Origin of the sequence: Providencia sp. PROV119 (genome assembly GCF_028482435.1) — a bacterium.
Classification (GTDB): Bacteria; Pseudomonadota; Gammaproteobacteria; order Enterobacterales; family Enterobacteriaceae; genus Providencia; species Providencia stuartii.
In genome coordinates this window covers 275,819-302,494 of record NZ_JAMPQL010000007.1, presented here as the reverse complement: position 1 = coordinate 302,494, position 26,676 = coordinate 275,819, and the positions used below count along the sequence as shown (strand labels likewise).

The window sequence follows — 26,676 nt, the reverse complement described above, 5'->3', positions numbered from 1 at the left end:
GTTTAACGTACCTTCAATGTTGCTAGCCCAATCAGGACTAGCATTAAGGAAATAATCCAAAAACGCACAATTACGCGTGGTTCCGGCCACCCTTTCAACTCATAATGATGATGAATTGGTGCCATACGGAATATACGTTGACCACGTAATTTGAAAGAACCCACTTGTAAGATGACTGATAATGTTTCTACAACAAACACGCCACCCATAATGACTAACAAAAACTCTTGGCGTAGTAGAACTGCGATAGTACCTAGAGCGCCTCCGAGTGCTAAAGAACCTACATCCCCCATAAAGACTTGTGCTGGGTAAGTGTTAAACCATAGGAAACCTAATCCCGCACCAACAATAGCCGTACAGACGATCACTAGTTCACCAGCGTGTGGCAAGAATGGAATATGCAAGTAACTCGCAAAGTTAACGTTACCTGTCGCCCACGCGACCAAAGCAAACCCTGCCGCAACGAATACTGTTGGCATAATTGCTAAACCATCAAGACCGTCAGTTAAGTTAACGGCATTACTGGTTCCAACAATCACAAAGTAAGCCAGCAGAATATAAAGCATTCCCAGTTGAGGCATCACATCTTTAAAGAAAGGTACGACTAATTGTGTCGCTGGCGTCTCGTTACCGACTGCATACATTGAAAAAGCAACAATGAGCGCAATGACGGATTGCCAAAAATATTTCCAGCGAGCAATTAAGCCTCGGCTATTTTTTCTAACCACTTTTAAGTAGTCATCAGCGAAGCCTACAAGGCCATACCCCACCAATACCAACAGGACACACCAAACATAGGGATTATCTAAACGCGCCCACAACAACACCGATATACTGATTGAAAATAGAATCAGTATGCCGCCCATTGTAGGTGTGCCACGTTTACTAAAGTGAGACTCAGGCCCTACATCGCGAACGACTTGACCAATCTGCATTTTTTGTAAATAGGTAATTAAACGTGGCCCCATCCATAACGCGATAGCGAGTGCCGTTAGCAAACCGACAATGGCTCTGAACGTCAGATAAGAAAAGACGTTAAAAACAGAAAAATGATGCACCAATATTTCGGCAAGCCAGACTAACATGCAAAGCACTCCTTTAATGCATTCACGACATCTTCCATCGCGGAGCTACGTGAACCTTTAACTAAAATAGAAACAACTTCATTCTGCTGGACTAGCGGAATCAGTCGGGTTAATAAATCTTTTTTGAATGCAAAGTGCTCACCACATTCACTGAATTGACTGATCATTTCGCTCAGCGTACCCACACTCAGTACTTTATCCAGACCTGCATCTTTTGCCGCAATGCCAACGCGTTGATGACAATCTTGTGCGTAATCGCCAAGCTCGCCCATATCACCTGCAATCAAAATACGATAGCCGGGCATTTTAGCTAAAACATTAATTGCTGCAATCATTGAGCCATCATTCGCGTTATAAGTGTCATCCAATACCACTTTTGTTGGACTCAGTTGTACCGGATATAAACGCCCCGGCACTGCTTTCGTCGTCGCTAACCCATTGCGAATATCTTCCAGCGTTGCGCCAACTGAAATGGCAAGCGCACTTGCCGCAAGGACATTGGCAATGTTATGCATCCCCGGTAAAGGCAATGTGATTGCAATTTGCCCAACTGGCGTATGCAACGTAAAGTTTGTTGAAAGTTGTTTAACTTCAATATCCGATGGATAGAAATCCGCTTTGTCTTGTGGCTTCAGCGAGTAATACCACACGGTTTGCCGCGGTTGAAATTGCCAATGTGGCGAATAACTATCAAGGTTAACAATCGCGGTACCTTCGTCAGGTAGACCTTGGTAAATTTCCCCTTTTGCGCGAGCCACACCTTCAGGTGAACCAAAGCCGGCAAGATGTGCTGCAAATAAATTATTCACCAGTGCACTCTCAGGCTTCACGATATTCGTGGTATAGGCGATTTCATTTGGATGATTCGCCCCCATTTCAATTACGGCATAATCATATTCGTGAGTTAGCCGAAATAGCGTTAATGGCACACCAATATCATTATTTAAGTTACCCGCTGTATACAGGGTTTTGCCACGCTGAGATAAAATGGATGCGGTCATCTCTTTAACAGAGGTTTTCCCCGAGGAGCCTGTTAAACCGACTACTTTCGCTTGGCTTTGCTTGCGCACCCATGCAGCAAGTTGCCCCATAGAAAGACGAGTGTTCGCCACAATAACCTGTGGGCAATCAACATCAAGCTCACGCTCAACCAGTAATGCAACGGCGCCATTTTCAACCACAGAAGGGGCAAAGTCATGGGCATCAAAACGCTCACCTTTTAAGGCGATAAATAAGCAGTCTTGACCAATTTGGCGGCTATCTGTACTCACTTCACTTAATGTCAGTGTAGCGGCATCAATACCTTCAGCATTAAATAAACGCCCAGCCGTCACGGCCGCCAGTTGAGCTAACGTTAAGGGGATCATGCTAACACCCCCAATAGCCTTGCAACGGTTAGGCGATCTGAATAATCTAAACGGCGATGACCGATAATTTGATAATCTTCATGGCCTTTACCTGCGATCACAATCACATCATCCGCATTTGCCTGCATGATTGAGCTGGTAACCGCTTCCGCACGCCCTGGGATCGCAAGAACTCGACTTGAATCGAGGATCCCCGCCATAATGTCATTGATAATATCTAACGGCTCTTCACTGCGCGGGTTATCATCAGTAATAACGACTTTATCCGCCCACTCTTCTGCCGCTGCGCCCATCAAAGGTCGCTTGCCTTTATCACGGTCTCCCCCGCAACCAAAGACACACCATAATTGGCCTTTACAATGTAAGCGTGCTGCCGCCAACGCTTTTTCGAGTGCATCCGGTGTGTGCGCATAATCAACAACCACGGTTGGTTTGTTTGGCGCACTAAACACTTCCATTCGACCACATACTGGTGAAAGAGATGATGATGCCTCTAATAGCTGTTCTAACGAATAATCCATCGTCAGCAGTGTTGCCATAGCTAACAATAAGTTGCTGACGTTAAATGCGCCCATCAATGGGCTTTCTAACGTTCCGTTGCCCCATGATGAGGTAAATTGAATGGTTGCTCCGCGATCATGATATTCAACCGCTGTTGCTTGTAACCATGGCCCTTGCCATTGCTCAGGAATTCGTTGTTCCATAGAAACGGCGCAAGCTTGCGGTAAACGCTGTAACCATTTTAGACCCACATCATCATCAGCATTAATAATTTGCGCTTTGGTTTGATGTGTCGAAAACAGTAACCATTTCGCCGTTTCATAACTTTCCATATCACCATGGTAATCTAAATGGTCACGGCTTAAATTTGTAAATACTGCGGCATCGAAAGGTAAGGCAGCTACGCGACCTTGCACAAGGCCGTGAGAGGAGACTTCCATCGCGGTTAATGTAGCCTTCTGCTTCAATAACTGAGTCAACTCAACTTGAATATCCACAGCGGAACCTGTGGTGTTTTCACTCGGCGCAACTTGCCCAAGTAAACCATTCCCTACGGTCCCCATGACAGCACTGGTTTCACCTAATCCTTGTGCCCACTGCGCGATCAGTTGAGTTGTCGTCGTTTTACCATTAGTGCCTGTCACCCCAACCAATTTCATTTTTTCAGCAGGATGTTGATAAAATGCCCCCGCTAATGCTGATAGGCGACTATTCAGATCATTTAGGTAAACAACGGGAACGCCGTGGATATAACGAATTTCACCTTCAGCGGCTTCACCATGCGCTTCTGCAACCACCGCGGCGACCCCTTGGGCGATCGCTTGAGAAATATAGTGTCGACCATCTGATTGATGGCCTTTAATTGCGATAAACAGATCACCGGCAGCCGCCTTACGACTGTCTAATGTCATCTCACGTAACGAGACATTTGCTGTGCTAACGCCAAATGGCGAAAGAAGATCACAAAGATTACGATCTGCCACTTTTAACCTCTTTTCTGTTAAGAACTGTGTCGTTTTTATCGTCTGTTTGTAGTGCATCAGGTTCAACGTTCATCATGCGTAAAACACCGCCCATAATTGAACCAAACACGGGTGCCGATACTGCACCACCATAATATTTACCCGCTTTAGGCTCATTGATAAGAACGACAAGGGCATAGCGTGGGTTACTTGCAGGCGCGACGCCTGCGGTATAAGCAATATATTGATTAATGTAGCGCCCTTCCGGCCCTACTTTTTTCGCAGTACCTGTTTTTATCGCGATACGATAGCCTTTTATTGAGGCTCTTGTTCCCCCACCACCCGGCAAGGCAACACTTTCCATCATGTGCACAACGGTGCGCATTATATGCTCAGGAAAAACGCGTGTTCCCGGCACAGGAGGGTCAACTTTAGTAATCGATAGCGGGCGATAAATCCCGAAACTACCGATTGTTGCATAGGCACGGGCTAACTGTAACGGTGTTACCATTTGCCCATACCCGAAAGAAAAGGTGGCCCTTTCTAAATCAGACCACCGTGTTTTTTTACTTGGAAAGATGCCACTACTTTCCCCGACTAACCCCAGATTAGTCGGCTTGCCAAACCCAAAGCGGCTATACACATCCACCAGCTCTGTGGCAGGCATCGCTAACGCCAGTTTTGAAACACCCACGTTACTCGACTTCTGTAAAATACCTGTAATTGATAATTCAGGATAACGAGCTACGTCTTTGATTTCATGACCATTAACTCGATATGGATAGGTATTCAATACGGTATTTTCTTTGACAATACGGTTATTTAATGCACTCATAACGACGAGCGGCTTGACCGTTGAACCTGGTTCAAAAATATCGGTGATCGCACGGTTACGCATAGCATCCATGGGGGTTCCTGCCAAATTGTTCGGGTTATAGGATGGGCTATTCGCCATCGCTAAAATCTCCCCCGTGTGCACATCCACTAAAATGGCAACACCTGATTCAGCTTTGTTTTCCTGAACACCTTTCGTTAATTCTCGATAAACGATAGATTGAATGCGTTCATCAATACTTAGCACTAAGTTATGAGCCGCTTGGCTATCAACGGAAGAAACCGTTTCAATCACACGCCCATTACGGTCTTTACGAACAATACGCTCACCTGGCTCCCCTTTTAACCAGCGCTCAAAGCTCTTCTCGACGCCTTCTATCCCTTCGCCATCAATATTTGTCACACCAATTAAGTGCGCTGCAACAGGCCCTGAGGGGTAGTAACGGCGTGACTCTTTGCGTAAATAGATACCGGGTAATTTTAGTTTCGTGATGTATTCGCCAATAGAAGGGTTGACTTGACGAGCGAGGTACACAAAGCGCCCTTTTGGATTGGCAGAAATTTTAGCGGTGATCTGCTCAAGTGGGATCTCCAATGCATCAGCGAGCGCTTTCCAATGTTCATCATTGTTCACCCCACCTTTTTCAAATACCACTTTTGGGTCAGCCCAAATCGCATTAACAGGCACACTAACAGCCAGTTGCCGCCCTTCCCTATCGCTTATCATGCCACGTGCTGTAGAGACCTCTTGAACACGTAGGGAGCGCATATCCCCTTCTTTAACTAACTTTTCAGGCGAAATGATTTGTAGATAAGCTACACGCACTAAAAGCCCGACTAAAGCCAGTAGAATACCGCCGCACAACAAGGCAAAACGCCAGCTAACAAAGCTGGTATTTTCAGACTGTTTTTTATTCCTAGCTGACTTAGGTGCTTTCATTCGTAACCTTATCTACTGCTTAGAGACAATGATATTTTCTTGAGAAGGTTCAACATGAACCATCTGCAACTTTTCCACCGATAAACGTTCAACTCGGCTATGACTTCCCAATGCGTTTTCTTCCAAGATCAAGTTACGCCATTCAATATCCAGCGCATCTTTCTCTTCATATAGCTTGTCTTTTTCTGCCGTTAGCAAACGCGTTTCATGGGCAGTTGTGACCACAAAAATAGCGCTAATAATGATGGCCACTAGCAAAATCAAAGGAATTATCCCATGACGAAAAAGGTCACGACCAATCACTTTCCCAAGACTATGCCTTTCTGGAACCATAATTACAGTGTCCTCTGTGCAAAACGCAGTACAGAACTACGTGCCCTTGGGTTTTCGTCAATTTCAGCGTCTGAAGGCTTCATTTTGCCCACTTCACGCAGCTTAGCGACACCCAGTTCCCGTATTTGAGCTTCCGTAAGAGGGATGCCAGCAGGAACACTAGGCCCTTTGCTATTTTGACGAATAAACCGCTTCACTAGCCTATCTTCCAATGAATGGAAACTGATCACCGAAAGACGTCCTTCCGGTGCTAATACAGAGACAGCACCTTCAAGCGCCTGCTCTATTTCTTCCAACTCACTGTTAATGTAAATACGTATTGCTTGAAAACTTCGCGTTGCAGGGTGCTTATGACGCTCTTTGATAGGGCTGACTTTAGCGATCAATTCAGCCAACTCACGAGTTCTCGTTAAAGGTGTTTCTTCTGGATTGTGGTTACGCTCAACGATGGCTTTCGCAATGCGTTTTGCAAAACGTTCCTCTCCAAAAGTTTTCAAAACCCATGCGATGTCATCAGCTTGTGCATTCATTAGCCATTGTTGGGCTGACTGCCCTTTCGTTGGATCCATACGCATATCCAACGGCCCATCACGCATAAATGAAAAACCACGCTCAGGATCATCCAGTTGGGGGGATGACACCCCTAAGTCCAGTAATACGCCATCAATTTTGCCAACTAGCCCTTCTTCTTCTACATACTCTGCAATTGCAGAAAATGGGCCATGCTTGATCATAAAGCGAGGGTCATCAATTTCTTGCGCTGCTTTAATCGCCTCTGGATCACGATCGATAGCAATCAGACGCCCTTGCTCGTTTAGCTGGCTTAAAATCAGCCTTGAATGCCCACCACGCCCAAAAGTTCCATCAATATAAATACCGTTTGGTTTAATATTTAGGCCATTTACTGCTTCATCAAGCAGTACTGTTACATGTTTAAATTGTTGCTGTGTCATGTTTATAGTGACAAATCCTGTAAACGGGTTGACAGTGGTTCTTGGGTTTGTCGTTCAGCGGCAATATCCTCTTCCACTTGCTGATACCAAGTCTGTTCATCCCAAAGTTCAAATTTATTTATTTGGCCTACTAGCATGACCTCTTTTGTTAGCCCTGCATGTTGACGTAGCGTGCTGGCTAACAAAAGACGCCCTGAGCTATCCATTTGACATTCACTGGCATGTCCCAACAAAAGTCGTTGGACACGTCTTTCTGCTGGATTCATGGTTGATAGGCGAGAGAGCTTTTCTTCGATGATTTCCCACTCAGGTAAAGTGTAAAGCAGCAGGCATGGCTGGTGGAGGTCGATAGTACAAACCATCTGCCCCTTAGATTCCTCGCTCAACATTCCCCGATATCGGGTAGGCACGGTAAGCCGCCCTTTGCTGTCGAGATTTACCAGTGTTGCCCCACGAAACATACCCAGTAAAACCTCTTTATTTCCTATTTACCCACTTTACCCCACAATTCTCCACTTATAAAGTTTACGAATGGTAGGAAAACGTTGTCAAGCCAGACGCGCCTAGCTTTTGCTTTATTTACAGAACAATTCAGAAAAGATAAGAGTGGGTAAAATCTACTTCGGAGATAAAATGAGGAATAACGGATTGATATAATTCATTTATTTTCAACAAAAGAGCAAATATTACGTAAACTCTATTTTACTGATGAAAAAACACTCAAATGATGATATTTCCTTTATATGTCTCATTTTTAATCAGTATATCGTTAACCGATTCTTTACTTTCAAAATAACCGTGAATGTTTAATAAAGGTAAATATTATCGATAACAGCCTCACAGAAAAATAAAAACCATATATTTCATATAATTAAAATACTGTTTTAATAGCCAGTATTTTACAATAAATAAAATTTTACGTGCTTTCTTTGATTTAAAAATTATTTCTTAAATCAAATTTTTTTATTTTATTTTCTTTACAATGATAAATTAGATTTACCTCGTTAAGAATAGTCCTAAAGTTAAATATTTACTTATTTTTAGCATGAAATAAAAAGCCCCATTTACTTTGGGGCTAACATAATACTTATAAACGTGATCGATATCACTTAATATTCAACCTGACTTTTTGTCTGGTTTTTATTATTTAAATGATATTCTACTGTTTGCGCCCGAGGCTACCACGTCGGCACAGATCACGACGAATACGAGTAATCCCTGCATCCGGTTTTTGTTTTTCATCTAAACTTGCCAACACCAGTTCTAAAATACGCTCAGCAATATCTCTGTGACGTTGTGCAAGTGATAAAACAGGGCAACCTAAAAAGTCCAGCAACTCACTGTCACCAAACGTTGCAATTACCATATGCTCAGGTAGACGACCATCACGCTTCAATGCAACATCTAACACCCCCTGTAACAGCGAAAATGAGGTTGTAAAGAGTGCATCAGGCATCTGATTGCCTTTATCTAACCAGTCAGCAAAGACCTCCGCCGCTGACGCCCGCTCATAGCTATTTGCATAGAGATACTTGACCTCACGAGCATCACCTTGCCAGCCTTTTCTAAAACCTTGTTCACGAAGGTAGCTCACCGATAATTCTGGCAGAGCGCCAAGATACAAGACTGACTCCGCGGAAAATTGCCTCAACTCCGTAGAGAGCATCAATGCATCTTCTTGGTCATCCCCGACAACGCTAATAAAGTGCTCTTGTTCTAGCGCCCTATCTAACGCAATAATCGGCAAAGAACGGTTGGCCCAACGCTGATAAAAAGGATGTTCCGGTGGCAGCGCCGTTGAAACAATAATCGCATCAACTTGGCGTTGTAGAAGGTGCTCAACGCAACGAATTTCGTTATCGGGCTGATCTTCTGAACAGGCAATCAACAGTTGGTAGCCACGCTGACGTGCTTGACGCTCAAGATAATTAGCAATGCGAGTATAACTTGTGTTTTCGAGATCGGGGATCACTAGCCCAATCGAACGTGTTCTCCCTGCACGTAGCCCTGCTGCTACAGCATTTGGATGGTAATTGTGCTCTCTGACAACAGCCATCACTTTTTCTACAGTTTTATCGCTGACTCGATACTGCTTGGCCTTGCCGTTGATCACATAACTAGCCGTTGTGCGAGATACCCCCGCTAAACGGGCTATTTCATCCAGTTTCACGTTAACCTCTTTGTGTTATCAGATAAAACCAACATATTGATTTTACTATTTATTTTTTACAATCCCTGATAACCGTAGCCAAGCTAAAATAGCCGCCAACGGTTAAAGCCCCGAATCAATCGGGGCTCTATGCAATGGTATTCTACCTTCAGCCGATAAATTTTTCACCGCATAATTTTATCGCCACGTGAAACACCAACAATACCTGAGCGTGCAACTTCAACAATTTCAGCAACGCCACGGACTGCTTCAATGAATGCGTCCAGTTTATCGCTTGTTCCCGCTAGCTGAACGGTATACAGCGTAGGCGTTACATCAACGATTTGACCGCGGAAAATATCGGAGCAACGTTTAATTTCATCGCGGCCATAACCCGATGCTTGCAGTTTAACTAGCATGATCTCACGTTCAACATGTGCTGAAGCCGTCAGTTCACTTACACGTAAGACATCGACTAACTTATGCAGTTGCTTTTCAATCTGCTCAAGCACCTTTGCATCACCTTTTGTTTGAATGGTCATACGTGACAGTGTTGGGTCATCGGTAGGTGCAACCGTTAAACTTTCGATATTATAACCACGTTGAGAAAACAGCCCAATAACACGGGAAAGTGCCCCCGATTCATTTTCTAGTAAGACGGATAAAATACGACGCATGATCAGGTCCTCTCTGTTTTACTCAGCCACATTTCATCCATTGCACCACCACGTATCTGCATTGGGTAAACATGTTCAGTTTCATCAACGTTAATATCCACAAAAACTAAGCGTTGGTTTTCATTCACTTCTACCAGTGCTTGTTTTAATTTCTCTTCGAGTTCATCGGGGGAATGAATCGAAATACCTACATGACCATAAGCTTCTGCAAGTTTGACGAAATCAGGAAGCGATTGCATATAAGATTGAGAATGGCGGCCTTGATAAATCATATCTTGCCACTGCTTAACCATCCCCAAAAACCCATTATTGAGATTCAACACAACCACCGGTAAACCATATTGCATTGCGGTCGACAGTTCTTGGATATTCATTTGAATACTGCCATCGCCAGTAACACAGATAACCGTAGATTGTGGATGTGCTAATTTAACCCCCAAAGCGGCAGGTAAACCAAAGCCCATAGTGCCTAAGCCCCCTGAATTAATCCAATGGCGAGGCTTATCAAATGGGTAATACAGTGCGGCAAACATTTGATGCTGCCCAACATCAGAAGTGACATACGCCTCACCATTTGTCAGGCGGTAAATGGTTTCAATCGCCTGCTGAGGTTTCACTTTTTGGCTATTGGTTTCATAACGGAGGCATTTTCTCTCTCGCCAAGTTTCAATCTCTTTCCACCATGTTTTTAATGCTTGGCTATTTTGTTTGGTGGAAACTTGATCGAGCTGACTCAACATTTGCTGAAGTGTCAGCTTAGCATCCCCTACGATCGGAATATCTGTATTAACGGTTTTAGAAATAGAGGTTGGGTCGACATCAATTTGGATCACTGTTGCATTCGGACAATATTTTTCAAGATTATTCGTTGTCCTATCATCAAAACGCACACCAACAGCAAAAATAACATCAGAATTATGCATCACCTTATTGGCTTCATATGTACCGTGCATACCAAGCATCCCAACTGACTGGTGATGGGTTTCTGGAAATGCCCCTAGCCCCATGAGTGTTGATACAACAGGCAGTTGCAGTTTTTCTGCTAATGCGATGATTTCAGCCGAACAATTTGCGTTGATTGCCCCTCCACCGATATAGAAAACAGGTTTCTGCGCCGCAATCAATTTTGTTAACGCTTTTTTAATCTGCCCTTTGTGCCCTTGAAGGATTGGGTTATAAGAGCGTAAAGAAACCGCTTCAGGATAGCGGTAAGGGTATTTGTTTGCAGGATTAACCGTATCTTTAGGTAAGTCGATAACCACAGGACCTGGACGACCACTTGCAGCGATATAGAAGGCTTTCTTAATGGTTTCAGGTATGTCTTCGGCTTTTTTAATTAAAAAGCTGTGTTTTACAATTGGGCGAGATATTCCCACCATATCACACTCTTGGAATGCATCATTCCCAATCAAGGAGCTTGCTACTTGTCCTGATAAAACAACCAAAGGAACAGAGTCCATGTATGCCGTCGCAATCCCTGTAATTGCATTTGTCGCACCAGGACCCGAGGTCACTAAAATCACCCCGACTTCTCCTGTTGAGCGTGCATAACCATCCGCCATATGAACCGCGGCTTGTTCATGGCGAACGAGGATGTGATCAATACCGCCTACCGTATGAAGTGCATCATAGATATCTAAAACAGCACCACCTGGATACCCAAATACATGCTTTACACCTTGGTCAATCAAAGACTTGACGACCATTTCTGCTCCCGACAACATCTCCATGAGTTTGCCCCCAGACTATTTTTACAAGTTAACAGAGGTATGACAGTCCTCTACTATGTATTGTCATTTCTGCCGTAGTTATGACTGCTATTAACATATCGTTGTGTCTAAGGTGACGCAAACACCATTTATTAAGCAAACATGACAACTTTGAATATTATCTTTATCTACTCAGATTATTGGTTGAATTAACCAAGAAAAGGAAGAATGGTGGAAAATATCACTATAAAGCGATGAAAAAGAGTACAAAGAGAAGCCGGATATCATGCTATGTGTTATCCGGCTCTATTGAGGAATTATTCGCGGTACATTGATTCAATTTCAGAGTGATAACGCTCTGAAATAATTTTTCTACGCAGCTTTAAGGTTGGTGTGAGCTCCCCTTTTTCCATGGAAAAATTAGCCGGGAGTAACGTAAAACGCTTAACCTGATGGAAATTTTCGATATTTTTCTGTAGCTCTTTTAAGCGATTTTCAAACAGAGCCACAATATTCGAATCTTTTAATAGCTCTAATCGATCACGATATTTTAAATTGATCGAACGCGCATATTCTTCTAATGAATCATAACAAGGTACGATCAGCGCCGAAACGAATTTACGCGCATCCGCGATAACGGCAATATGCTCGATAAACCGGTCTTGGCCTAACACCCCTTCGATCATTTGTGGTGCAATATATTTCCCATTTGAGGTTTTCATTAAATCTTTTAAGCGGTCGGTAATATACAAATTACCTTGAGCATCGATTTCACCTGCATCCCCAGTTTTTAACCAGCCGTCAGGGGTAAATGCATCTTCTGTCTCTTTTTGGCGATGATAATAGCCTTTCATGACCACAGGCCCTTTTACCTGAATCTCATTATTATCGCCAATACGTACCTCAACCGATGACAACGGTGTGCCGATAGAGCCTAATGGGTATTCCCCCTCTTCCCAACATGACACCGTCGCACAAGTTTCTGTCATCCCATAACCATATTTGATGTTCACGCCTACTGCGAGAAAAAAGGCGATAACATCATCATCTAAACGAGCACCGGCGGCAGGCATAAAGCGAATACGTCCACCTAACAGTTGGCGTAGCTTTGTTAACACTAACTTGTCGGCTAAATTAAACAATGACTGATTCAGCGCATTTAGCTGCTTACCTTGTGCCAGCGCTTTAACCCTTTTATTGCCTTGTGCGATTGCCCATTTAAATAACAAACGACGCATAAGTGGTGCTTTAGTAACCTTACTTTGTACAGCGCTATACACTTTTTCATAAAAACGAGGCACCGCACACATCACGGTAGGTTTAACTTGTGTCAATGCATCCCTAACCGCATTAGTATCAGTGAGATAAACATTGCGAGCACCTGTATGCATGACATAGAAGCTCCAAGCGCGCTCAAAAACATGTGATAACGGTAGAAAACTTAATGAAACATCATCGATGTTTAACTTCAAACGCTGGTCATGAAGATAGAGCTGCGCCGCCATATTGTAATAATCCAACATGACCCCTTTAGGCTCCCCTGTCGTACCCGATGTATAGATGATGGTGAAAAGATCACTCAGATGGTGAGCCGCAATACGTTGATTTAGCTCGTCTTGGTATTCAGGCTCTGCTTGCGCGATAAAATTTGATAGGTGAACAGAAACCAGTTCTCCATCGACTAATTCAACATCCTCATTCAGCACCACGATAGTGGTTAATTGAGGACAGCGTGATTTTAGTTGGCATGCAACTTGGTATTGCTCTTGCTCACCAACAAATAGAATACGAATATTTGCATCATTAATAATATAAGCAGCTTGTTCAACACTGCTGGTCGCATATAAAGGTACAGTAACGGCTTTTAACTGTAAGACCGCAAGATCCACCAAAGCCCAATTCATACTGTTATGCGCAAATAACCCAATATTTTCTTGTACTTCAACATTGAGTGCCAAAAGGCGGCGAGCAATGGCAAAAGAGTGCTGTTCAACCTCTTTCCATGTTAGATCACTCTGTTGCCCATTATGCCATTGACTGAAAGCTATCCGAGTCGCTGAATCAGCGGCATTAAACCGGCTGTGCAAGCGATTGACCATATGGTATGGATATAGATTTTCAGTAATCAAAATGTTTTTCCTATAGTACATTTGTTAACTGAAGCCGCTCGGTAAACCCACGAAGCGCTTCACCAGTTAATTATTTCAGCTTACAAGTGTTAGCTGAATGATTTGAGTGTATAGGTGAAAGAGTGTCGTGAAAAGAGATATTATGTAAATATTTTGCAAATGTTAGTCAGGTAACATAACTCATCATAGAGTTTTACCATGATGAGTTAATCATAAACCGTGCAACTGCCGCGATTTCAGCGGATAATTAAGCCAGTGCTACATAGGTAATTCAGTGATTAGTTGGCAAAATTGTGACTTCATCCATTGATGCCCTTTATCCCGAGCCGTTGATTCATGCCACGTCAAATAGCAAGGGCGCGTATTTTCTGCCCATGGCAAAGCGGCTGTTCGTAATTGAAGTTTATTTGCTGAGTTTTCAACAAGCCATTTTGGCACAATTGCCACTAAATCAGTTAAAGAAACGATATTTAAAACACTATTTAAATCCGTGCCCTGATAGCTAATTGTATGTGATAACTCTGTATTATGATAATAAGGCTTACTAAAGGACCCCATATTATCCATTGACATCACGGCATGCTTTTCATTAATTAATAATTCTTGCGTAACATTACCGTGAATTCGTGGATGATCATTGGCGACCACGACAACTAACTCATCATTAAATAAAACCTGATGTTGATATTCGCTTTTTTCGAATTGATTATAGCTTACCGAAAAATCTGTCTCTTGGTACTTTAATTTATGCTCAATGTTATTATCTAAGAAACAATGAATACGTACATTAATATTTGGTGATACTTGTTTGAATTTTTCAACGATAACGGCAGCTAAACGAATATCTAATGGAGAACAAATAGAAAGATTAAATACTCACTCACTTAATTTAGGGTCAAAACCAGCCCCCGGTAACTCATTATGAACGAGTTGTAGAGCTTGCCTAACCGGCCCAAACAACTGTTTAGCGCGGGATGTCGGTTGTATACCGCGTCCATAGCGGACAAAAAGCTCATCATTGAACATTGATTTTAAACGGGATACAGCATTACTCACGGCAGGTTGAGACATGCCTAATACCTGTGCTGCCCTTGTTACGTTTTGCATCTGCATAACCACATCAAAAACGGTGAGTAAGTTGAGATCAACATTTCGCAAATTGATGTCATTATTCTCTTTTTTAGCTGGTGAAGCCGTATCAAAATCAGTCATTATGTACTCCAATAAAGATATTTATCATTTTTAATTAATGAAAATCATCTCCCCTTAAATAAATAAGGTTTTTATAAATTCATTAAATATTATTCTTCAAAAAACTTATCAATGATAAGCTATTTCGCGTTCCCTGCATTTATTAAAACGACGCTTCTATTATATTACCTATCATTTTAGCAACACAATATAGATACGATAATGAAACGAAGGTATTCATCGACATAATAAGTTTTATCAAATCATTTAAAACTATTATTGTTAGCATCAAAATAATAAAACAATTCTAAAAATAAATCATAATAAATATCATCAACAACCACGATACTATCCCATTATCAGATTAATTTTAAATAATTCATTTACTAAATAATTTATTTAATAAAAACTATAATTAAAATTTATTTTTATATCTCATGTTATCGTTTTCGTTTTCCCCTCACAGAGCAGTTCAAAAAGCAACCAAACCATCAGTTTATGCTATGTTTCAGCCCGGCTCTTTCATAAAAAGAATTTTACCCCTAACTTATCGGTAAAATATAGGGAAAAACATCACTAAAAATATAGAAATTAGTCACAATCACCAAGTATTAGTGATGATTCATCATTCTCCAAAATTGACGAAAAAAACTAAAGTTGACAGCCAAGAAAAGATCACGTATCAATAAATACAGATTGATTAAAACCAAATTTAGAGACTGTGAAAATGACAACTTCTATCCGCCTACTAAGCCTACTACTACTCGCATCCAATGTGCGCGGTATGCTTATGGACGGAAGATAGGAAACTCACAGTCCAGAAACATAAAAACCCGCGCTAGCCGCGGGTTTTTTTATGCCTGCCGGCACCGCAAAAATATAACGACAAATTCTGTATAAGAGGAACACAACATGAGCGATCAAGTCATTATATTCGACACCACGTTACGTGATGGCGAGCAGGCATTACAGGCAAGTTTATCCGTTAAAGAAAAATTGCAAATCGCTTTTGCTTTAGAGCGCCTTGGGGTCGATATCATTGAAGCTGGTTTCCCCGTCTCTTCACCGGGAGACTTTGAGTCAGTACAAACTATCGCTCGTGAAATCAAAAACAGCCGTATTTGTGCATTAGCGCGATGCGTACAAAATGATATTGATGTGGCCGCTGAATCATTGAAAGTTGCCGAAGCATTCCGCATCCACATTTTTTTAGCGACATCAAATTTACACGTCGAAAAGAAATTGAATAAAACATTTGATGGAGTGATGGACATGGCTATCGACTCTATCAAACGCGCAAGACGTTATACTGATGATGTTGAGTTTTCTTGTGAAGATGCGGGCCGTACTGATATTGATAACTTATGCCGCATTGTTGAAGCAGCCATTAAAGCTGGCGCGACAACCATCAATATTCCAGATACTGTCGGTTACACAACCCCTTACCAATTCGGTGGGATCATCACCTCTTTATATGAAAAAGTACCAAATATTGATAAAGCCATCATTTCAGTTCACTGCCATGATGACTTAGGTATGTCTGTTGCCAACTCTATCACTGCCGTCCAAGCGGGGGCTCGCCAAGTTGAGGGAACGATTAATGGGTTAGGTGAACGCGCTGGTAATACCGCCTTAGAAGAAGTGATCATGGCGATTAAATTGCGCGAGCAAATGTTAAACGTCCATACCAACATCAATCACAAAGAGATTTATCGTACCAGCCAATTAGTTAGTCAATTATGCAACACCCCTATTCCAGCCAATAAAGCGGTTGTTGGTAGCAATGCCTTTGCTCACTCATCCGGTATTCACCAAGACGGTGTGCTGAAAAACCGTGAAACCTATGAAATCATGACACCGGAATCCATCGGCTTAAAAGCGATTCAATTGAATTTAACTTCCCGCTCTGGCCGTGCTGCGGTTAAACATCGTATGGAAGAAATGGGGTATCAAGAAGGGAAAGATTTCAACTTGGATGAGTTGTATACCGCCTTCTTAAGTTTAGCGGATAAAAAAGGCCAAGTGTTTGATTACGACTTGGAAGCTCTGGCCTTCTTCGCTAGTCAACAAGATGATACCGACCATTTTTCGATGGATTATTTCAGTACTCAGTCAGGCTCTAGCGTTGTCGCCACGGCTACCGTCAAAATGCGTTGCGGTGAAGAGGTTAAATCAGAAGCGGCAACAGGAAATGGCCCTGTCGATGCTATTTACCAAGCGATTAGCAATATCACCAATTACCCTATTAAATTGGTTTCTTATAAATTGTCAGCGAAAGGCCAAGGGGAAAATGCGTTAGGTCAAGTGGATATTGTCGTGGAATGTTTTAACCGCCGTTTCCACGGAATGGGCTTGGCAACGGATATCGTCGAATCGTCAGCCAAAGCAATGGTGCACGTATTGAATAGTATTTGGCGCTCTGAACAAGTTGAAAAAGAAAAACAAAAAATAAATCAAAAAGAATCACAATCCAATACAAAGGAAGCTGTATAACAATGTCTAAAAGCTATCATATTGCCGTATTGCCTGGAGATGGCATTGGCCCTGAAGTTATGGCCCAAGCCCATAAAGTGTTAGATGCGATCCGCCAGCGCTTTGCATTATCTATCACAACAAAAGAGTATGACGTTGGTGGTATTGCAATTGACCGCCATGGCAAACCGCTGCCAGAAGCAACAGTCGCGGGTTGTGAAAGTGCAGATGCCGTTCTGTTTGGCTCTGTTGGTGGCCCTAAATGGGAAAATTTGCCACCCGATAGTCAACCTGAGCGAGGCGCATTACTGCCATTACGCAAACACTTTAAATTATTTAGTAATCTACGTCCGGCTCGTTTGTACCAGGCATTAGAAGCATTTTGCCCATTGAGAGCTGATATTGCAGCACAAGGCTTTGATATTCTCTGTGTGCGTGAGTTGACTGGCGGTATCTATTTTGGTCAACCAAAAGGTCGTAAAGGCGAAGGTCAAGATGAATATGCTTTTGATACTGAGGTTTACCATCGCTATGAAATAGAGCGGATTGCTCGCATTGCGTTTGAATCTGCGCGTAAACGTAACCATAAAGTGACGTCAATTGACAAAGCCAACGTATTACAAAGCTCTGTATTATGGCGTGAAGTCGTGAATCAAATCGCGAAAGAATACCCTGATGTGTCTGTTAGTCATATGTATATTGATAATGCGACGATGCAGATGATCAAAGCACCTTCTCAATTTGATGTCGTGCTGTGTTCAAACCTGTTTGGTGACATCATTTCAGATGAGTGCGCAATGATCACAGGTTCAATGGGAATGCTACCGTCAGCCAGTCTTAATGAAGAAGGCTTTGGCTTATATGAACCTGCTGGTGGCTCTGCCCCAGATATTGCAGGTAAAAATATCGCTAACCCAATCGCCCAAATTTTATCAGCCGCTATGTTATTACGATTCAGTTTGAATCAAAGTGATGCCGCTGATGCCATTGAAAGGGCTGTAAATAAAGCGTTAGAAAATGGTCACCGTACCGCTGACTTAGCGGGAGGGGGCAAATCAGTCAGTACCAGTGAAATGGGTGATATTATCGCCCGTTATATCGCCGAAGGGGTGTAACATGGCCAAAACTTTATATCAGAAATTATATGATGCTCACGTTGTGCGCGAAGTGGATAATGAGATCCCGCTTATCTATATCGATCGCCATCTGGTTCATGAAGTCACCTCACCTCAAGCATTTGATGGACTGAGAACGAAAAACCGTCCGTTGCACCAACCAAGCAAAACATTTGCAACGATGGATCATAACGTTTCCACTCAAACGAAAGATATCAACGCCTGCGGTGATATGGCACGCATTCAAATGCAAGAGTTGATGAAAAACTGCCAAGAATTTGGCGTTACTTTATATGATCTCAACCACCCTTATCAGGGGATTGTGCATGTTATGGGGCCTGAGCAAGGCATTACCTTGCCGGGAATGACCATTGTGTGTGGGGATTCACATACAGCAACACACGGTGCATTCGGTGCATTGGCGTTTGGTATCGGAACCTCTGAAGTTGAGCACGTCATGGCGACACAGACCCTGAAACAGGCTCGAGCCAAAACGATGAAAATTGAAGTTGTTGGTAAAGCACCTGTGGGGATCACCGCAAAAGATATCGTCTTGGCGATTATTGGTAAAACTGGTAGCGCGGGTGGCACAGGTTATATTGTTGAGTTTTGTGGTGAAGCCATTGAAAACCTCAGCATGGAAGGCCGTATGACAGTGTGTAATATGGCCATCGAATTAGGGGCGAAAGCCGGGATCATTGCACCAGATGAAACCACCTTTAATTATATGAAAGGTCGCCAATTTGCCCCTAAAGGCCAAGAGTGGGATGACGCCGTTGCTTACTGGAAAACATTAAAAACCGATGAAGGTGCACAATTCGATAAAATTGTCACCTTGCAAGCCAGCGAAATCGCACCACAGGTCACTTGGGGAACGAACCCCGGTCAAGTGATTGCCATCAACGAACCGATCCCATCTCCGGACTCTTTTAGTGACCCAGTAGAACGCGCATCGGCAGAAAAAGCATTAGCTTATATGGGGTTAGAATCGGGCATTAAATTGTCTGACGTTAAGATTGATAAAGTGTTTATTGGTTCTTGTACTAACTCACGCATTGAGGATTTGCGTGCAGCCGCCGCTATCGCAAAAGGTAAAAAAGTGGCTTCAGGGGTACAGGCGATTGTTGTTCCAGGCTCTGGACCTGTTAAAGCCCAAGCTGAGCAAGAAGGATTAGATAAGATCTTTATTGATGCAGGTTTTGAATGGCGTTTACCTGGATGCTCCATGTGCCTTGCAATGAACAATGACCGCTTAAACCCCGGCGAACGTTGCGCATCGACCAGTAACCGTAACTTTGAAGGTCGCCAAGGCCGTGCTGGACGCACCCACTTAGTTAGCCCAGCAATGGCGGCAGCGGCAGCAATCAACGGGCATTTCGCGGATGTTCGCGATATCCAAATCTAAAGGAGATCATTCATGGAAAAATTTATCACCCATACTGGCATTGTTGCCCCTTTAGATGCAGCGAATGTCGATACTGATGCCATTATTCCAAAACAGTTTTTACAAAAAGTGACTCGCACAGGGTTCGGGCAACATCTGTTTCATGACTGGCGCTTTCTTGATGATGCAGGCCAACAGCCCAACCCTGATTTTGTGTTAAACAAACCCATTTTTAAGGGGGCGACGATTTTACTTGCGCGTGAAAACTTTGGTTGTGGCTCATCGAGAGAGCATGCTCCATGGGCTTTAACAGACTTTGGCATTCAAGTCGTCATCGCGCCGAGTTTTGCTGATATTTTTTATGGTAACTCTTTCAATAACCAGTTGTTACCGATTAAATTGAGCGAAGCAGAAATCGACGAAATGTTTAACTATGTGAAGAGCAATGAAGGCTGCCAATTCACTGTTGATTTAGAAAAGCAAACGGTCAAGGCGGGTGAAAAGACTTATCGATTTGATATTGATGGCTTCCGCCGCCACTGCATGATGAACGGCCTTGATAGCATTGGCTTAACGCTGCAACATGCTGATCAAATCCGTCAATATGAGCAAAATATCCCTTCATTTATGCGTTAAGAGCAAAAACGCTGCCCCAAACGCCTGCCAATCGCAGGCGTTTTTTATTGTAAAATAGTGAATAAATTTACCATAGAGGGTTAATCTCTTTTAAAATTATCCCTATTATTAGGTATAATCATTAAAAAATTGCCATCAAAATAAAGGTAATAAAAAAGCCGATAATGATGCTATCGGCTGGTAAATTACCATTACTCAATAATTCGGGGAGTCAGTCTGTCAACTAACAGACCAAACGAGCTACATACTGGTATCTATTATCAACGGATATTAGGAAATAAAAATTGATACAATCGCCAGCGGAGTTCCTCTTTTATGACCAGTTCTCGTTTACAAACACAATTTGTTCGTCTGTGGCAACATTTTCAGGGGCAAGACAGTGAAACCACATTGCAGCATATTGCAGATACCCTGTTTTGTTCTCGACGCCATGTACGTACCTTGCTCAATAGTATGCAGTCTCATGGATGGCTTAGTTGGCAAGCCGAAGCGGGTAGAGGAAAGCGTTCTACCCTTCTGTTTCATGTTAATGGATTAGAGCTACAGCAAGCCCAAGCAGAGCGCCTATTAAAAGAAGAGAGCATAGAAAAATTGGTTGCCTTAGTCGGCGATAAAGAAACTATTCGCCAAATGGTGCTCTCCGAATTAGAAAGAAGCTATCGGCAAGGTAAAAATTTATTACGTATTATCTACTATCGAGACTTCCCCAATTTATTACCGGGAACACCTATGCGGCGTTCAGAAATTCATTTAATGAGCCAAATATTTAATGGCTTAACCCATATAAATGAGGAAAAAGGGGAAGTTGAAAATGGTATCGCACATCATTGGCAGGCGATAAGTGATACTGAATGGCGCTTTTATTTAAGGCCTAGCATCTACTTTCATCATGGTAGAGAAATGTTAGTCGATGACATCATCAGTTCGCTTATGCGTTTACGGCATTGTTGGCCTCTGTTTTCACACATCCAATCGGTTACCTCTCCTCTCCCTAATGTCATCGATATTCAATTAAGTGAAGTGGATAAACAACTCCCTTTGCTACTTGGTAGCCCCCATGCAGCAATTATTCCTAAAGAGTGGGAGTCCATTGATAATTTTGACAAAATGCCAATTGGTACCGGCCCTTTTTTCGTTGAGAAAAACCTGCCTCAAAAACTCACGATTACTGCATTTGATCGCTATTTTGGTTATCGAGCACTCCTTGATGAAGTGACCATTTGGGTGGTGCCTGAACTATCTGAGCAGATGGTCTGTACCACGTTGAAAATGGACAGCGATAATAAACCTAATGATTCATTAGAAAGCAGAATGGAAGAAGGATGCTACTTTTTATTAATGGATCAACGCTCTGAGCTTTCCAGACGTAGCGATATACGTAAATGGCTGTGTAGTTTTTTAACACCAATCAATTTATTAGCTCACTGTGAATCCTTCTATCAGCGGCATTGGGCGCCTGCTTACGGATTATTGCTACATTGGCATCATAGCCGAATGCTCACACAGTTACCTAAGCCTGCTGATTTAACGGAACTCACCGTCACTTTCTATCATCAACACCATGAATTTTATTCTATTAGCCAAATCATGAAACGTGTGTTGAAAACTCAAGGCGTTGATCTAAAAATCAACATTGTTGATTATCCTGAGTGGTTTAATGGCACTGTCGAGAGCGATATTTGGCTTGCTACCGCTAACTTCTTTAAACCGCTCGAATTTTCTATTTTTGCCACCTTGTATGAAATGCCACTATTGCGCAAATGTTTAGGCTCTACGCTCTCTGAGGCGTTATCAAAATGGCGTCGGCAGGAGCTGCATGTCGAATCTTGGTGTGAAAGCCTCATTGACACACAAATTTTTCACCCTATTTTTCACCATTGGCTAGAGTTGCAAGGCCAAAAAACCATGCGCGGAGCACGCATGAATACCTTTGGTTGGTTTGATTTTAAATCTGCATGGTTTCAACCTACTGAGGATAATACACAGAAATCATAAAAGTTATAAACACTGAGAGTGAATAATAAGGATGTTATTCACTTTTTCTGTGGATATCCATGTGAACAACCCGCTAGTAATCAGGGTATATCCCTTCCCCTGTTTTTTAACAGAAAACAAGAAAACCAATTAACTTCATTAAAAACAATAGGATGAATCAATCACCCTCTCTTTATACACAGTTTATCTTTTCGACTTTATGCTTTAGGAGTTCAAATGCGCAAAGATCAATCAATGTATGATTTATCCACAAGTAATGTGCTTAACTTACCCAATTTATGTGATTAGGTTCAAAAAACCACGTAAGTCAAGCCTGTAAATACACACAGTAATTAAAGTTTTTCACAGTTATCCAATAATTCTGTGGATAACCTAGTGAATGATCCTGTGATTATTATGGGATGAACATGAATAACCTATTTTTCTTTGAGGATTATTTTTTAATAGACTGAATTATTTCCTTATATATCAGCAAATTAAATATCTCTTATAAAAAGTGATATACTATTGCTACCCTGTGAATTTTTTCTGGTTACTATTTAATCGTATTATGCCATTTATACCACCATCCCCTCCTGAAAATGAGTCCGTTTTAATGGCTAGGGCACAAGCTCTCGCTGGCTATACTCTTGGTGAATTAGCGGCATACGCTGGCTTACCTATGCCGCCCGATCTTAAACGTGACAAAGGCTGGGTGGGTATGCTGTTAGAATATTTTTTAGGAGCTACCGCTGGCAGTAAACCCGAACAAGATTTCGCCAATATTGGTGTCGAACTAAAAACCATCCCTATTGACCGAAATGGAATGCCCCTTGAAACCACATTTGTGGCGGTCGCACCGCTCACAGGCAATAGTGGGTTAACATGGAAAAATAGCCATGTGTACCGAAAACTCTCTCGTGTTTTATGGTTTCCAATTGAAGGCGAACGACAAATACCACTCGCTCAACGTCGTATCGCAAGCCCATTATTATGGAGCCCTTCTCCTTTGGAAGAGCAATTGCTGCGCCAAGACTGGGAAGAGTTGATGGATCTGATTGTGTTAGGCAAAGTGGAAAGTATCACCGCTCGACATGGACAAGTCCTACAAATACGCCCTAAAGCGGCAAATAGCAAAGCACTAACAGAGGGTATTGGCGAATTTGGGCAAACAATCATGACGCTGCCGAGGGGTTTTTATCTGAAAAAAGACTTTACCGCCCCATTGCTTGCTCGACATTTTAAAATCGATTAATGGTTTTTCCTCCGTTAAAGTCGACCATTAACCCTGCAATACTCGCCTGCTCACACTGTTGTATCGTAACCGGTGCACCAACGACAAAAGCCGCTTGGATTAACTCCAACATTTTTTTGTTTAGCTCATGCTCAATGGTATTAAATACGGCGATTTGTTGCGTCGTTTTTTTGCCATCAACTAACGTTATTGTATAAAAAACACGTTGCTGATTAATCAGTTGCTCACCAAATGTCATTGCGGCAATTCTTTTTGGTATCCCTTTATAGGCTTCACATTGATTCGAAAAAATATTGATACCTTTTGGGCTCGCAGTCATCGCCATAACAGCGAATATAATAATGACTGCCCTAATAGTTTTCTTATACATGATGTTAATAATATTATGATTTAGCTTTAAGCTAACCTTAAAGCAAACCTTTTAGTACTTCATGCAAAAAGAGAGGTTGTTTTTATCAAATTAGATAATGAAACCCTTTTACCGAATCAGGGTTATTTGATGGCTTGTTTCGCCGCGGCAATTGCCCCTTCTACGGCTTTCTTCGCTTGTGGACTATTTTTCCAACAACTCGAGCCTGTTAAAGCAGCCCCAGCAATTAAAATGTCTTCATATGATGCTTCACTCAGTTGAGTTAATGTCGAAAATCCCATTTGTTCTAACCGACTTATAACTGTTGGGCCAACACCTTTTACCGCCAGTAGGCACTGCTTATCCGCATCTGAAAACCCCATATCAGCTCCTTATTGAGAGAACAAATAATCTTTTTCGTAATTGGCTTTGCATTATACCTGACGATTATTTTATTATTCGTTTTATGGCTAGCATTATTAAGATTCAATCAAATATACCCTTGCCACTTTCACATTGATTGTGACCATCCCGTGCCCCAAAATAAGTTAGGACTCAGCAATGCAGACAAACACATTCACAAACACGCGCCAAGGTTCACTTCAATTGTCTGATGGCCGCAACTTAAGTTGGTATGAATCAGGCCCAAGAACGGGATTCCCTGTTATTTTTTGTACTGGCGCGGGTATGAGTGGAACGTTAGGCTTTGGCCTTGAGCAACTTGATCCACTTAATATCCGACTCATCGTACCTGAACGTGCTGGGCTAGGCGAATCGTCACAAGATCCACAAAAATCGCTTTCACGTTTTGCGGCAGATATTGACGCGTTATTGCAAGCTCAGCAAATTGAGCAATATTCTGTTATTGGCTTTTCTCAAGGTGCTGTATTTGCCATGGCATTAGCTTTCTATGGCACCCCTAACACTTTATCTATTGTTGCTGGGCAAGATCAATTTGACTATCCCGCGACAAGCGCTTTATTAAAAGCCGATATTATCAATATGCAAGAGCAAGCCAGAAATACACCTGATGCGCTGTCTGATTGGTTACAGAAAAACGTGAGTGCACCTTGGTTACTGGCTTTTATACTCAATAGCAGCGCGACGGTTGATCAAAATGTTTACAATCAGCCCTCATTTTTGCAAGCCTATACTGACTGTATGAACCGAGCCTTTCTTCAAGGCAATTTAGGCTATGTGCAAGACTTATTGATCTCATTACAGCCTTGGCCTTTCCAGCCTGAAGAGATCCATTGCCCTGTTTCACTGTGGTATGGTGAGAAAGATGAAAGCACTGTTCATTCACCAGACTTTGGTAAAACCCTCGCAACGCGTTTCCCTAATTGCCAACATTTCGTGTTAGAAGATGATGGTGGTTCACTACTCTGGACACAAGCGGAGCGCATCTTAACCCATTTAGCTCCACAATAAAGGCGCCTTAAAAATATGTGGCTGAAATATCTAATTATCACAACTCAATTTCAGCCACTACAGGATAATGATCGGAATAATCAAAAAAGACTTTATTATTATAGTTATAACCAATTTTGCTTTTGATCACCCGTGTTTGCTGTTTAATTGATCGCATATTTTTGGCAAAAATATAATCCAAATGCCAACTTTGCCTAGTATCGGGATAAGCTTCTCTAATCACGTTATTGGTTGAAAAATCCCATGACGGTCGTGGATTAAAATGGTGAGGCTCTCCCCAACCAATAATATCTAATGCTTGCTCGTACTCTTCCGAACCATAATTAATATTTAAATCTCCCCCTAAGATTGTTATTTGACGATCTTCAGTGATTGAAGTTTCAGCCCAATTAATTAACTGAGTAAGTTGGGCTTTGCGATGGGATGAAGGTGAGGTCATTAGGCAGAAGTTGTCATCCGATTGCAGATGAGTTCCTATGACTTGAAGCATTTTACCTTCTATTTCAATAACGGCTCTCACTCCACCTTTAGCGCTGAAACGGTCAGCACCGCATCCTGCATCATCAAACAGTTGATATTCACGATAAACTATAGGATAACGGGAAACTATCGCGATCCCTGAATTGACCTGCTGAACCATATCCCATTCACCTTTTTTAGCATTCCAACAATGGTTTGAATCACAATAAGAGAGAACAGATTCATTATATTGTGCGGCAACCGGTGTGTGGTAAAAAAAGCCTAAACTCCTCATACCCGAAAAAAGCTTTTGTGCTGAATGAGTATTAAATACCTCTTGTAAAATAACGATATCAACATCATAGAATATATTATCTTTTATCATCGCATTAATGCGAGCATCTTGAGTGGATGCGCCAATACTAAAAAAAGGAATATGCAATAAATAGGTATTGAATGTCATCACTTTAATTTTATGTGGCATAGTTTTTCCTTATTCGTTTTCCATTAATAAATGTATAAATTTCTTTATCCTATCAATACTGTTTTATTGAAAACATTGAGTTCACAATGACGACAAGGAGTATGCTAAACGAGACTAACATGCCTGAACATATTATTAATTAATGCATTACCTAAAGATTTTTGATGGATGATAACAATAAATAAAATAGTTTTATCTACTGTTAATAAAGGTAGGAGAAATATAGTTTCTAATATAATAGCGAATTAATATTTAAATTGTGCCTTGGGCCTATTTTAACTAGCCAA

Annotated in this window: 21 protein-coding genes and 1 pseudogene; 7 read left to right on the top strand and 15 right to left on the bottom strand. The window is 42.0% G+C overall.

What is annotated here, in order from left to right; translation table 11 throughout:
- Positions 1-2 precede the first annotated feature (2 nt).
- The 12 genes and pseudogenes from mraY to leuO all read right to left on the bottom strand — a co-directional run bounded on the left by mraY (position 3) and on the right by leuO (position 14,851).
- The gene (gene mraY / locus PSF11_RS09160) at positions 3-1,085 is read right to left on the bottom strand and encodes a phospho-N-acetylmuramoyl-pentapeptide-transferase (RefSeq protein ID WP_004921918.1); all 1,083 of its coding nucleotides are present in this window, start codon (positions 1,083-1,085) and stop codon (positions 3-5) included.
- Positions 1,079-2,452, bottom strand: a complete 1,374-nt coding sequence (gene murF / locus PSF11_RS09155; protein ID WP_004921921.1) for a UDP-N-acetylmuramoyl-tripeptide--D-alanyl-D-alanine ligase — start codon at positions 2,450-2,452, stop codon at positions 1,079-1,081. The genes mraY and murF overlap by 7 nt, the downstream gene beginning before the upstream one ends.
- Positions 2,449-3,936, bottom strand: a complete 1,488-nt coding sequence (gene murE / locus PSF11_RS09150; protein WP_072502442.1) for a UDP-N-acetylmuramoyl-L-alanyl-D-glutamate--2,6-diaminopimelate ligase — start codon at positions 3,934-3,936, stop codon at positions 2,449-2,451. The genes murF and murE overlap by 4 nt, the downstream gene beginning before the upstream one ends.
- Positions 3,923-5,689 (bottom strand): peptidoglycan glycosyltransferase FtsI, encoded by a 1,767-nt coding sequence (gene ftsI, locus PSF11_RS09145; protein ID WP_004921927.1) that lies wholly within the window; start codon positions 5,687-5,689, stop codon positions 3,923-3,925. The genes murE and ftsI overlap by 14 nt, the downstream gene beginning before the upstream one ends.
- 12 nt (positions 5,690-5,701) lie before the next feature.
- Complete coding sequence (gene ftsL / locus PSF11_RS09140) at positions 5,702-6,022, bottom strand: cell division protein FtsL (RefSeq protein WP_072502443.1); 321 nt, start codon at positions 6,020-6,022, stop codon at positions 5,702-5,704.
- Positions 6,023-6,024: 2 nt separating this feature from the next.
- On the bottom strand, positions 6,025-6,975 hold the full coding sequence (gene rsmH, locus PSF11_RS09135) for a 16S rRNA (cytosine(1402)-N(4))-methyltransferase RsmH (RefSeq protein ID WP_004921934.1): 951 nt from the start codon (positions 6,973-6,975) through the stop codon (positions 6,025-6,027).
- Between the two features lie 2 nt (positions 6,976-6,977).
- Complete coding sequence (gene mraZ / locus PSF11_RS09130) at positions 6,978-7,436, bottom strand: division/cell wall cluster transcriptional repressor MraZ (RefSeq protein ID WP_004921936.1); 459 nt, start codon at positions 7,434-7,436, stop codon at positions 6,978-6,980.
- A 698-nt stretch (positions 7,437-8,134) separates the two neighbouring features.
- On the bottom strand, positions 8,135-9,145 hold the full coding sequence (gene cra, locus PSF11_RS09125) for a catabolite repressor/activator (protein WP_004921942.1): 1,011 nt from the start codon (positions 9,143-9,145) through the stop codon (positions 8,135-8,137).
- 164 nt (positions 9,146-9,309) lie between these two features.
- Positions 9,310-9,801: an acetolactate synthase small subunit gene (gene ilvN / locus PSF11_RS09120; RefSeq protein WP_004921945.1), complete on the bottom strand. Its 492-nt coding sequence runs from the start codon at positions 9,799-9,801 to the stop codon at positions 9,310-9,312.
- 2 nt (positions 9,802-9,803) lie between these two features.
- Entirely contained in the window at positions 9,804-11,531 is a 1,728-nt protein-coding gene (ilvI, locus tag PSF11_RS09115) for an acetolactate synthase 3 large subunit (protein WP_072502444.1), read from the bottom strand.
- 296 nt (positions 11,532-11,827) lie between these two features.
- Positions 11,828-13,609 (bottom strand): AMP-dependent synthetase/ligase, encoded by a 1,782-nt coding sequence (locus PSF11_RS09110; RefSeq protein ID WP_181795785.1) that lies wholly within the window; start codon positions 13,607-13,609, stop codon positions 11,828-11,830.
- A gap of 288 nt (positions 13,610-13,897) precedes the next feature.
- Positions 13,898-14,851: pseudogene (gene leuO, locus PSF11_RS09105) on the bottom strand (transcriptional regulator LeuO).
- 891 nt (positions 14,852-15,742) lie between these two features.
- On the opposite strand from leuO, the gene leuA reads away from it, so the two are divergent.
- From leuA to mutH, 6 genes are all read left to right on the top strand, one after another.
- On the top strand, positions 15,743-17,323 hold the full coding sequence (gene leuA / locus PSF11_RS09100) for a 2-isopropylmalate synthase (RefSeq protein ID WP_004921957.1): 1,581 nt from the start codon (positions 15,743-15,745) through the stop codon (positions 17,321-17,323).
- A 2-nt stretch (positions 17,324-17,325) separates the two neighbouring features.
- Positions 17,326-18,417, top strand: coding sequence for a 3-isopropylmalate dehydrogenase (leuB, locus tag PSF11_RS09095; RefSeq protein WP_004921959.1), 1,092 nt, complete (start codon positions 17,326-17,328; stop codon positions 18,415-18,417).
- Between the two features lies 1 nt (position 18,418).
- Positions 18,419-19,822, top strand: a complete 1,404-nt coding sequence (leuC, locus tag PSF11_RS09090; protein ID WP_004921962.1) for a 3-isopropylmalate dehydratase large subunit — start codon at positions 18,419-18,421, stop codon at positions 19,820-19,822.
- 12 nt (positions 19,823-19,834) lie between these two features.
- The gene (gene leuD, locus PSF11_RS09085) at positions 19,835-20,437 is read left to right on the top strand and encodes a 3-isopropylmalate dehydratase small subunit (RefSeq protein ID WP_004921966.1); all 603 of its coding nucleotides are present in this window, start codon (positions 19,835-19,837) and stop codon (positions 20,435-20,437) included.
- A gap of 315 nt (positions 20,438-20,752) precedes the next feature.
- Positions 20,753-22,432 (top strand): HTH-type transcriptional regulator SgrR, encoded by a 1,680-nt coding sequence (gene sgrR, locus PSF11_RS09080; RefSeq protein WP_014656422.1) that lies wholly within the window; start codon positions 20,753-20,755, stop codon positions 22,430-22,432.
- A gap of 550 nt (positions 22,433-22,982) precedes the next feature.
- Positions 22,983-23,666, top strand: a complete 684-nt coding sequence (gene mutH / locus PSF11_RS09075) for a DNA mismatch repair endonuclease MutH (RefSeq protein ID WP_004921972.1) — start codon at positions 22,983-22,985, stop codon at positions 23,664-23,666.
- Here the strand turns inward: mutH and PSF11_RS09070 are convergent.
- Together PSF11_RS09070 and PSF11_RS09065 are read right to left on the bottom strand one after the other, a co-directional pair.
- The gene (locus PSF11_RS09070) at positions 23,653-23,985 is read right to left on the bottom strand and encodes a hypothetical protein (RefSeq protein WP_225829648.1); all 333 of its coding nucleotides are present in this window, start codon (positions 23,983-23,985) and stop codon (positions 23,653-23,655) included. The genes mutH and PSF11_RS09070 overlap by 14 nt on opposite strands.
- A 173-nt stretch (positions 23,986-24,158) precedes the next feature.
- The gene (locus tag PSF11_RS09065) at positions 24,159-24,398 is read right to left on the bottom strand and encodes a hypothetical protein (protein ID WP_004921978.1); all 240 of its coding nucleotides are present in this window, start codon (positions 24,396-24,398) and stop codon (positions 24,159-24,161) included.
- 178 nt (positions 24,399-24,576) lie between these two features.
- Here PSF11_RS09065 and PSF11_RS09060 point away from each other — a divergent pair, with 178 nt between their 5' ends.
- Entirely contained in the window at positions 24,577-25,446 is an 870-nt protein-coding gene (locus tag PSF11_RS09060) for an alpha/beta fold hydrolase (protein ID WP_004921981.1), read from the top strand.
- 37 nt (positions 25,447-25,483) lie between these two features.
- On the opposite strand, the gene PSF11_RS09055 is transcribed toward PSF11_RS09060, so the two are convergent.
- Positions 25,484-26,389: a sphingomyelin phosphodiesterase gene (locus tag PSF11_RS09055; protein WP_004921983.1), complete on the bottom strand. Its 906-nt coding sequence runs from the start codon at positions 26,387-26,389 to the stop codon at positions 25,484-25,486.
- Positions 26,390-26,676 lie beyond the last annotated feature (287 nt).

Coding starts and splice junctions, on each gene's coding strand:
- leuA (WP_004921957.1), top strand. CDS start 15,743: ATGAGCGATCAAGTCATTATATTCGACACCACGTTACGTGATGGCGAG.
- PSF11_RS09110 (WP_181795785.1), bottom strand. CDS start 13,609: ATGGTCAATCGCTTGCACAGCCGGTTTAATGCCGCTGATTCAGCGACT.
- mraY (WP_004921918.1), bottom strand. CDS start 1,085: ATGTTAGTCTGGCTTGCCGAAATATTGGTGCATCATTTTTCTGTTTTT.
- mraZ (WP_004921936.1), bottom strand. CDS start 7,436: ATGTTTCGTGGGGCAACACTGGTAAATCTCGACAGCAAAGGGCGGCTT.
- PSF11_RS09070 (WP_225829648.1), bottom strand. CDS start 23,985: ATGACTGCGAGCCCAAAAGGTATCAATATTTTTTCGAATCAATGTGAA.
- ftsI (WP_004921927.1), bottom strand. CDS start 5,689: ATGAAAGCACCTAAGTCAGCTAGGAATAAAAAACAGTCTGAAAATACC.
- PSF11_RS09065 (WP_004921978.1), bottom strand. CDS start 24,398: ATGGGGTTTTCAGATGCGGATAAGCAGTGCCTACTGGCGGTAAAAGGT.
- mutH (WP_004921972.1), top strand. CDS start 22,983: ATGCCATTTATACCACCATCCCCTCCTGAAAATGAGTCCGTTTTAATG.
- murF (WP_004921921.1), bottom strand. CDS start 2,452: ATGATCCCCTTAACGTTAGCTCAACTGGCGGCCGTGACGGCTGGGCGT.
- leuC (WP_004921962.1), top strand. CDS start 18,419: ATGGCCAAAACTTTATATCAGAAATTATATGATGCTCACGTTGTGCGC.
- leuD (WP_004921966.1), top strand. CDS start 19,835: ATGGAAAAATTTATCACCCATACTGGCATTGTTGCCCCTTTAGATGCA.
- rsmH (WP_004921934.1), bottom strand. CDS start 6,975: ATGACACAGCAACAATTTAAACATGTAACAGTACTGCTTGATGAAGCA.
- PSF11_RS09055 (WP_004921983.1), bottom strand. CDS start 26,389: ATGCCACATAAAATTAAAGTGATGACATTCAATACCTATTTATTGCAT.
- ilvN (WP_004921945.1), bottom strand. CDS start 9,801: ATGCGTCGTATTTTATCCGTCTTACTAGAAAATGAATCGGGGGCACTT.
- sgrR (WP_014656422.1), top strand. CDS start 20,753: ATGACCAGTTCTCGTTTACAAACACAATTTGTTCGTCTGTGGCAACAT.
- leuB (WP_004921959.1), top strand. CDS start 17,326: ATGTCTAAAAGCTATCATATTGCCGTATTGCCTGGAGATGGCATTGGC.
- PSF11_RS09060 (WP_004921981.1), top strand. CDS start 24,577: ATGCAGACAAACACATTCACAAACACGCGCCAAGGTTCACTTCAATTG.
- ftsL (WP_072502443.1), bottom strand. CDS start 6,022: ATGGTTCCAGAAAGGCATAGTCTTGGGAAAGTGATTGGTCGTGACCTT.
- ilvI (WP_072502444.1), bottom strand. CDS start 11,531: ATGGAGATGTTGTCGGGAGCAGAAATGGTCGTCAAGTCTTTGATTGAC.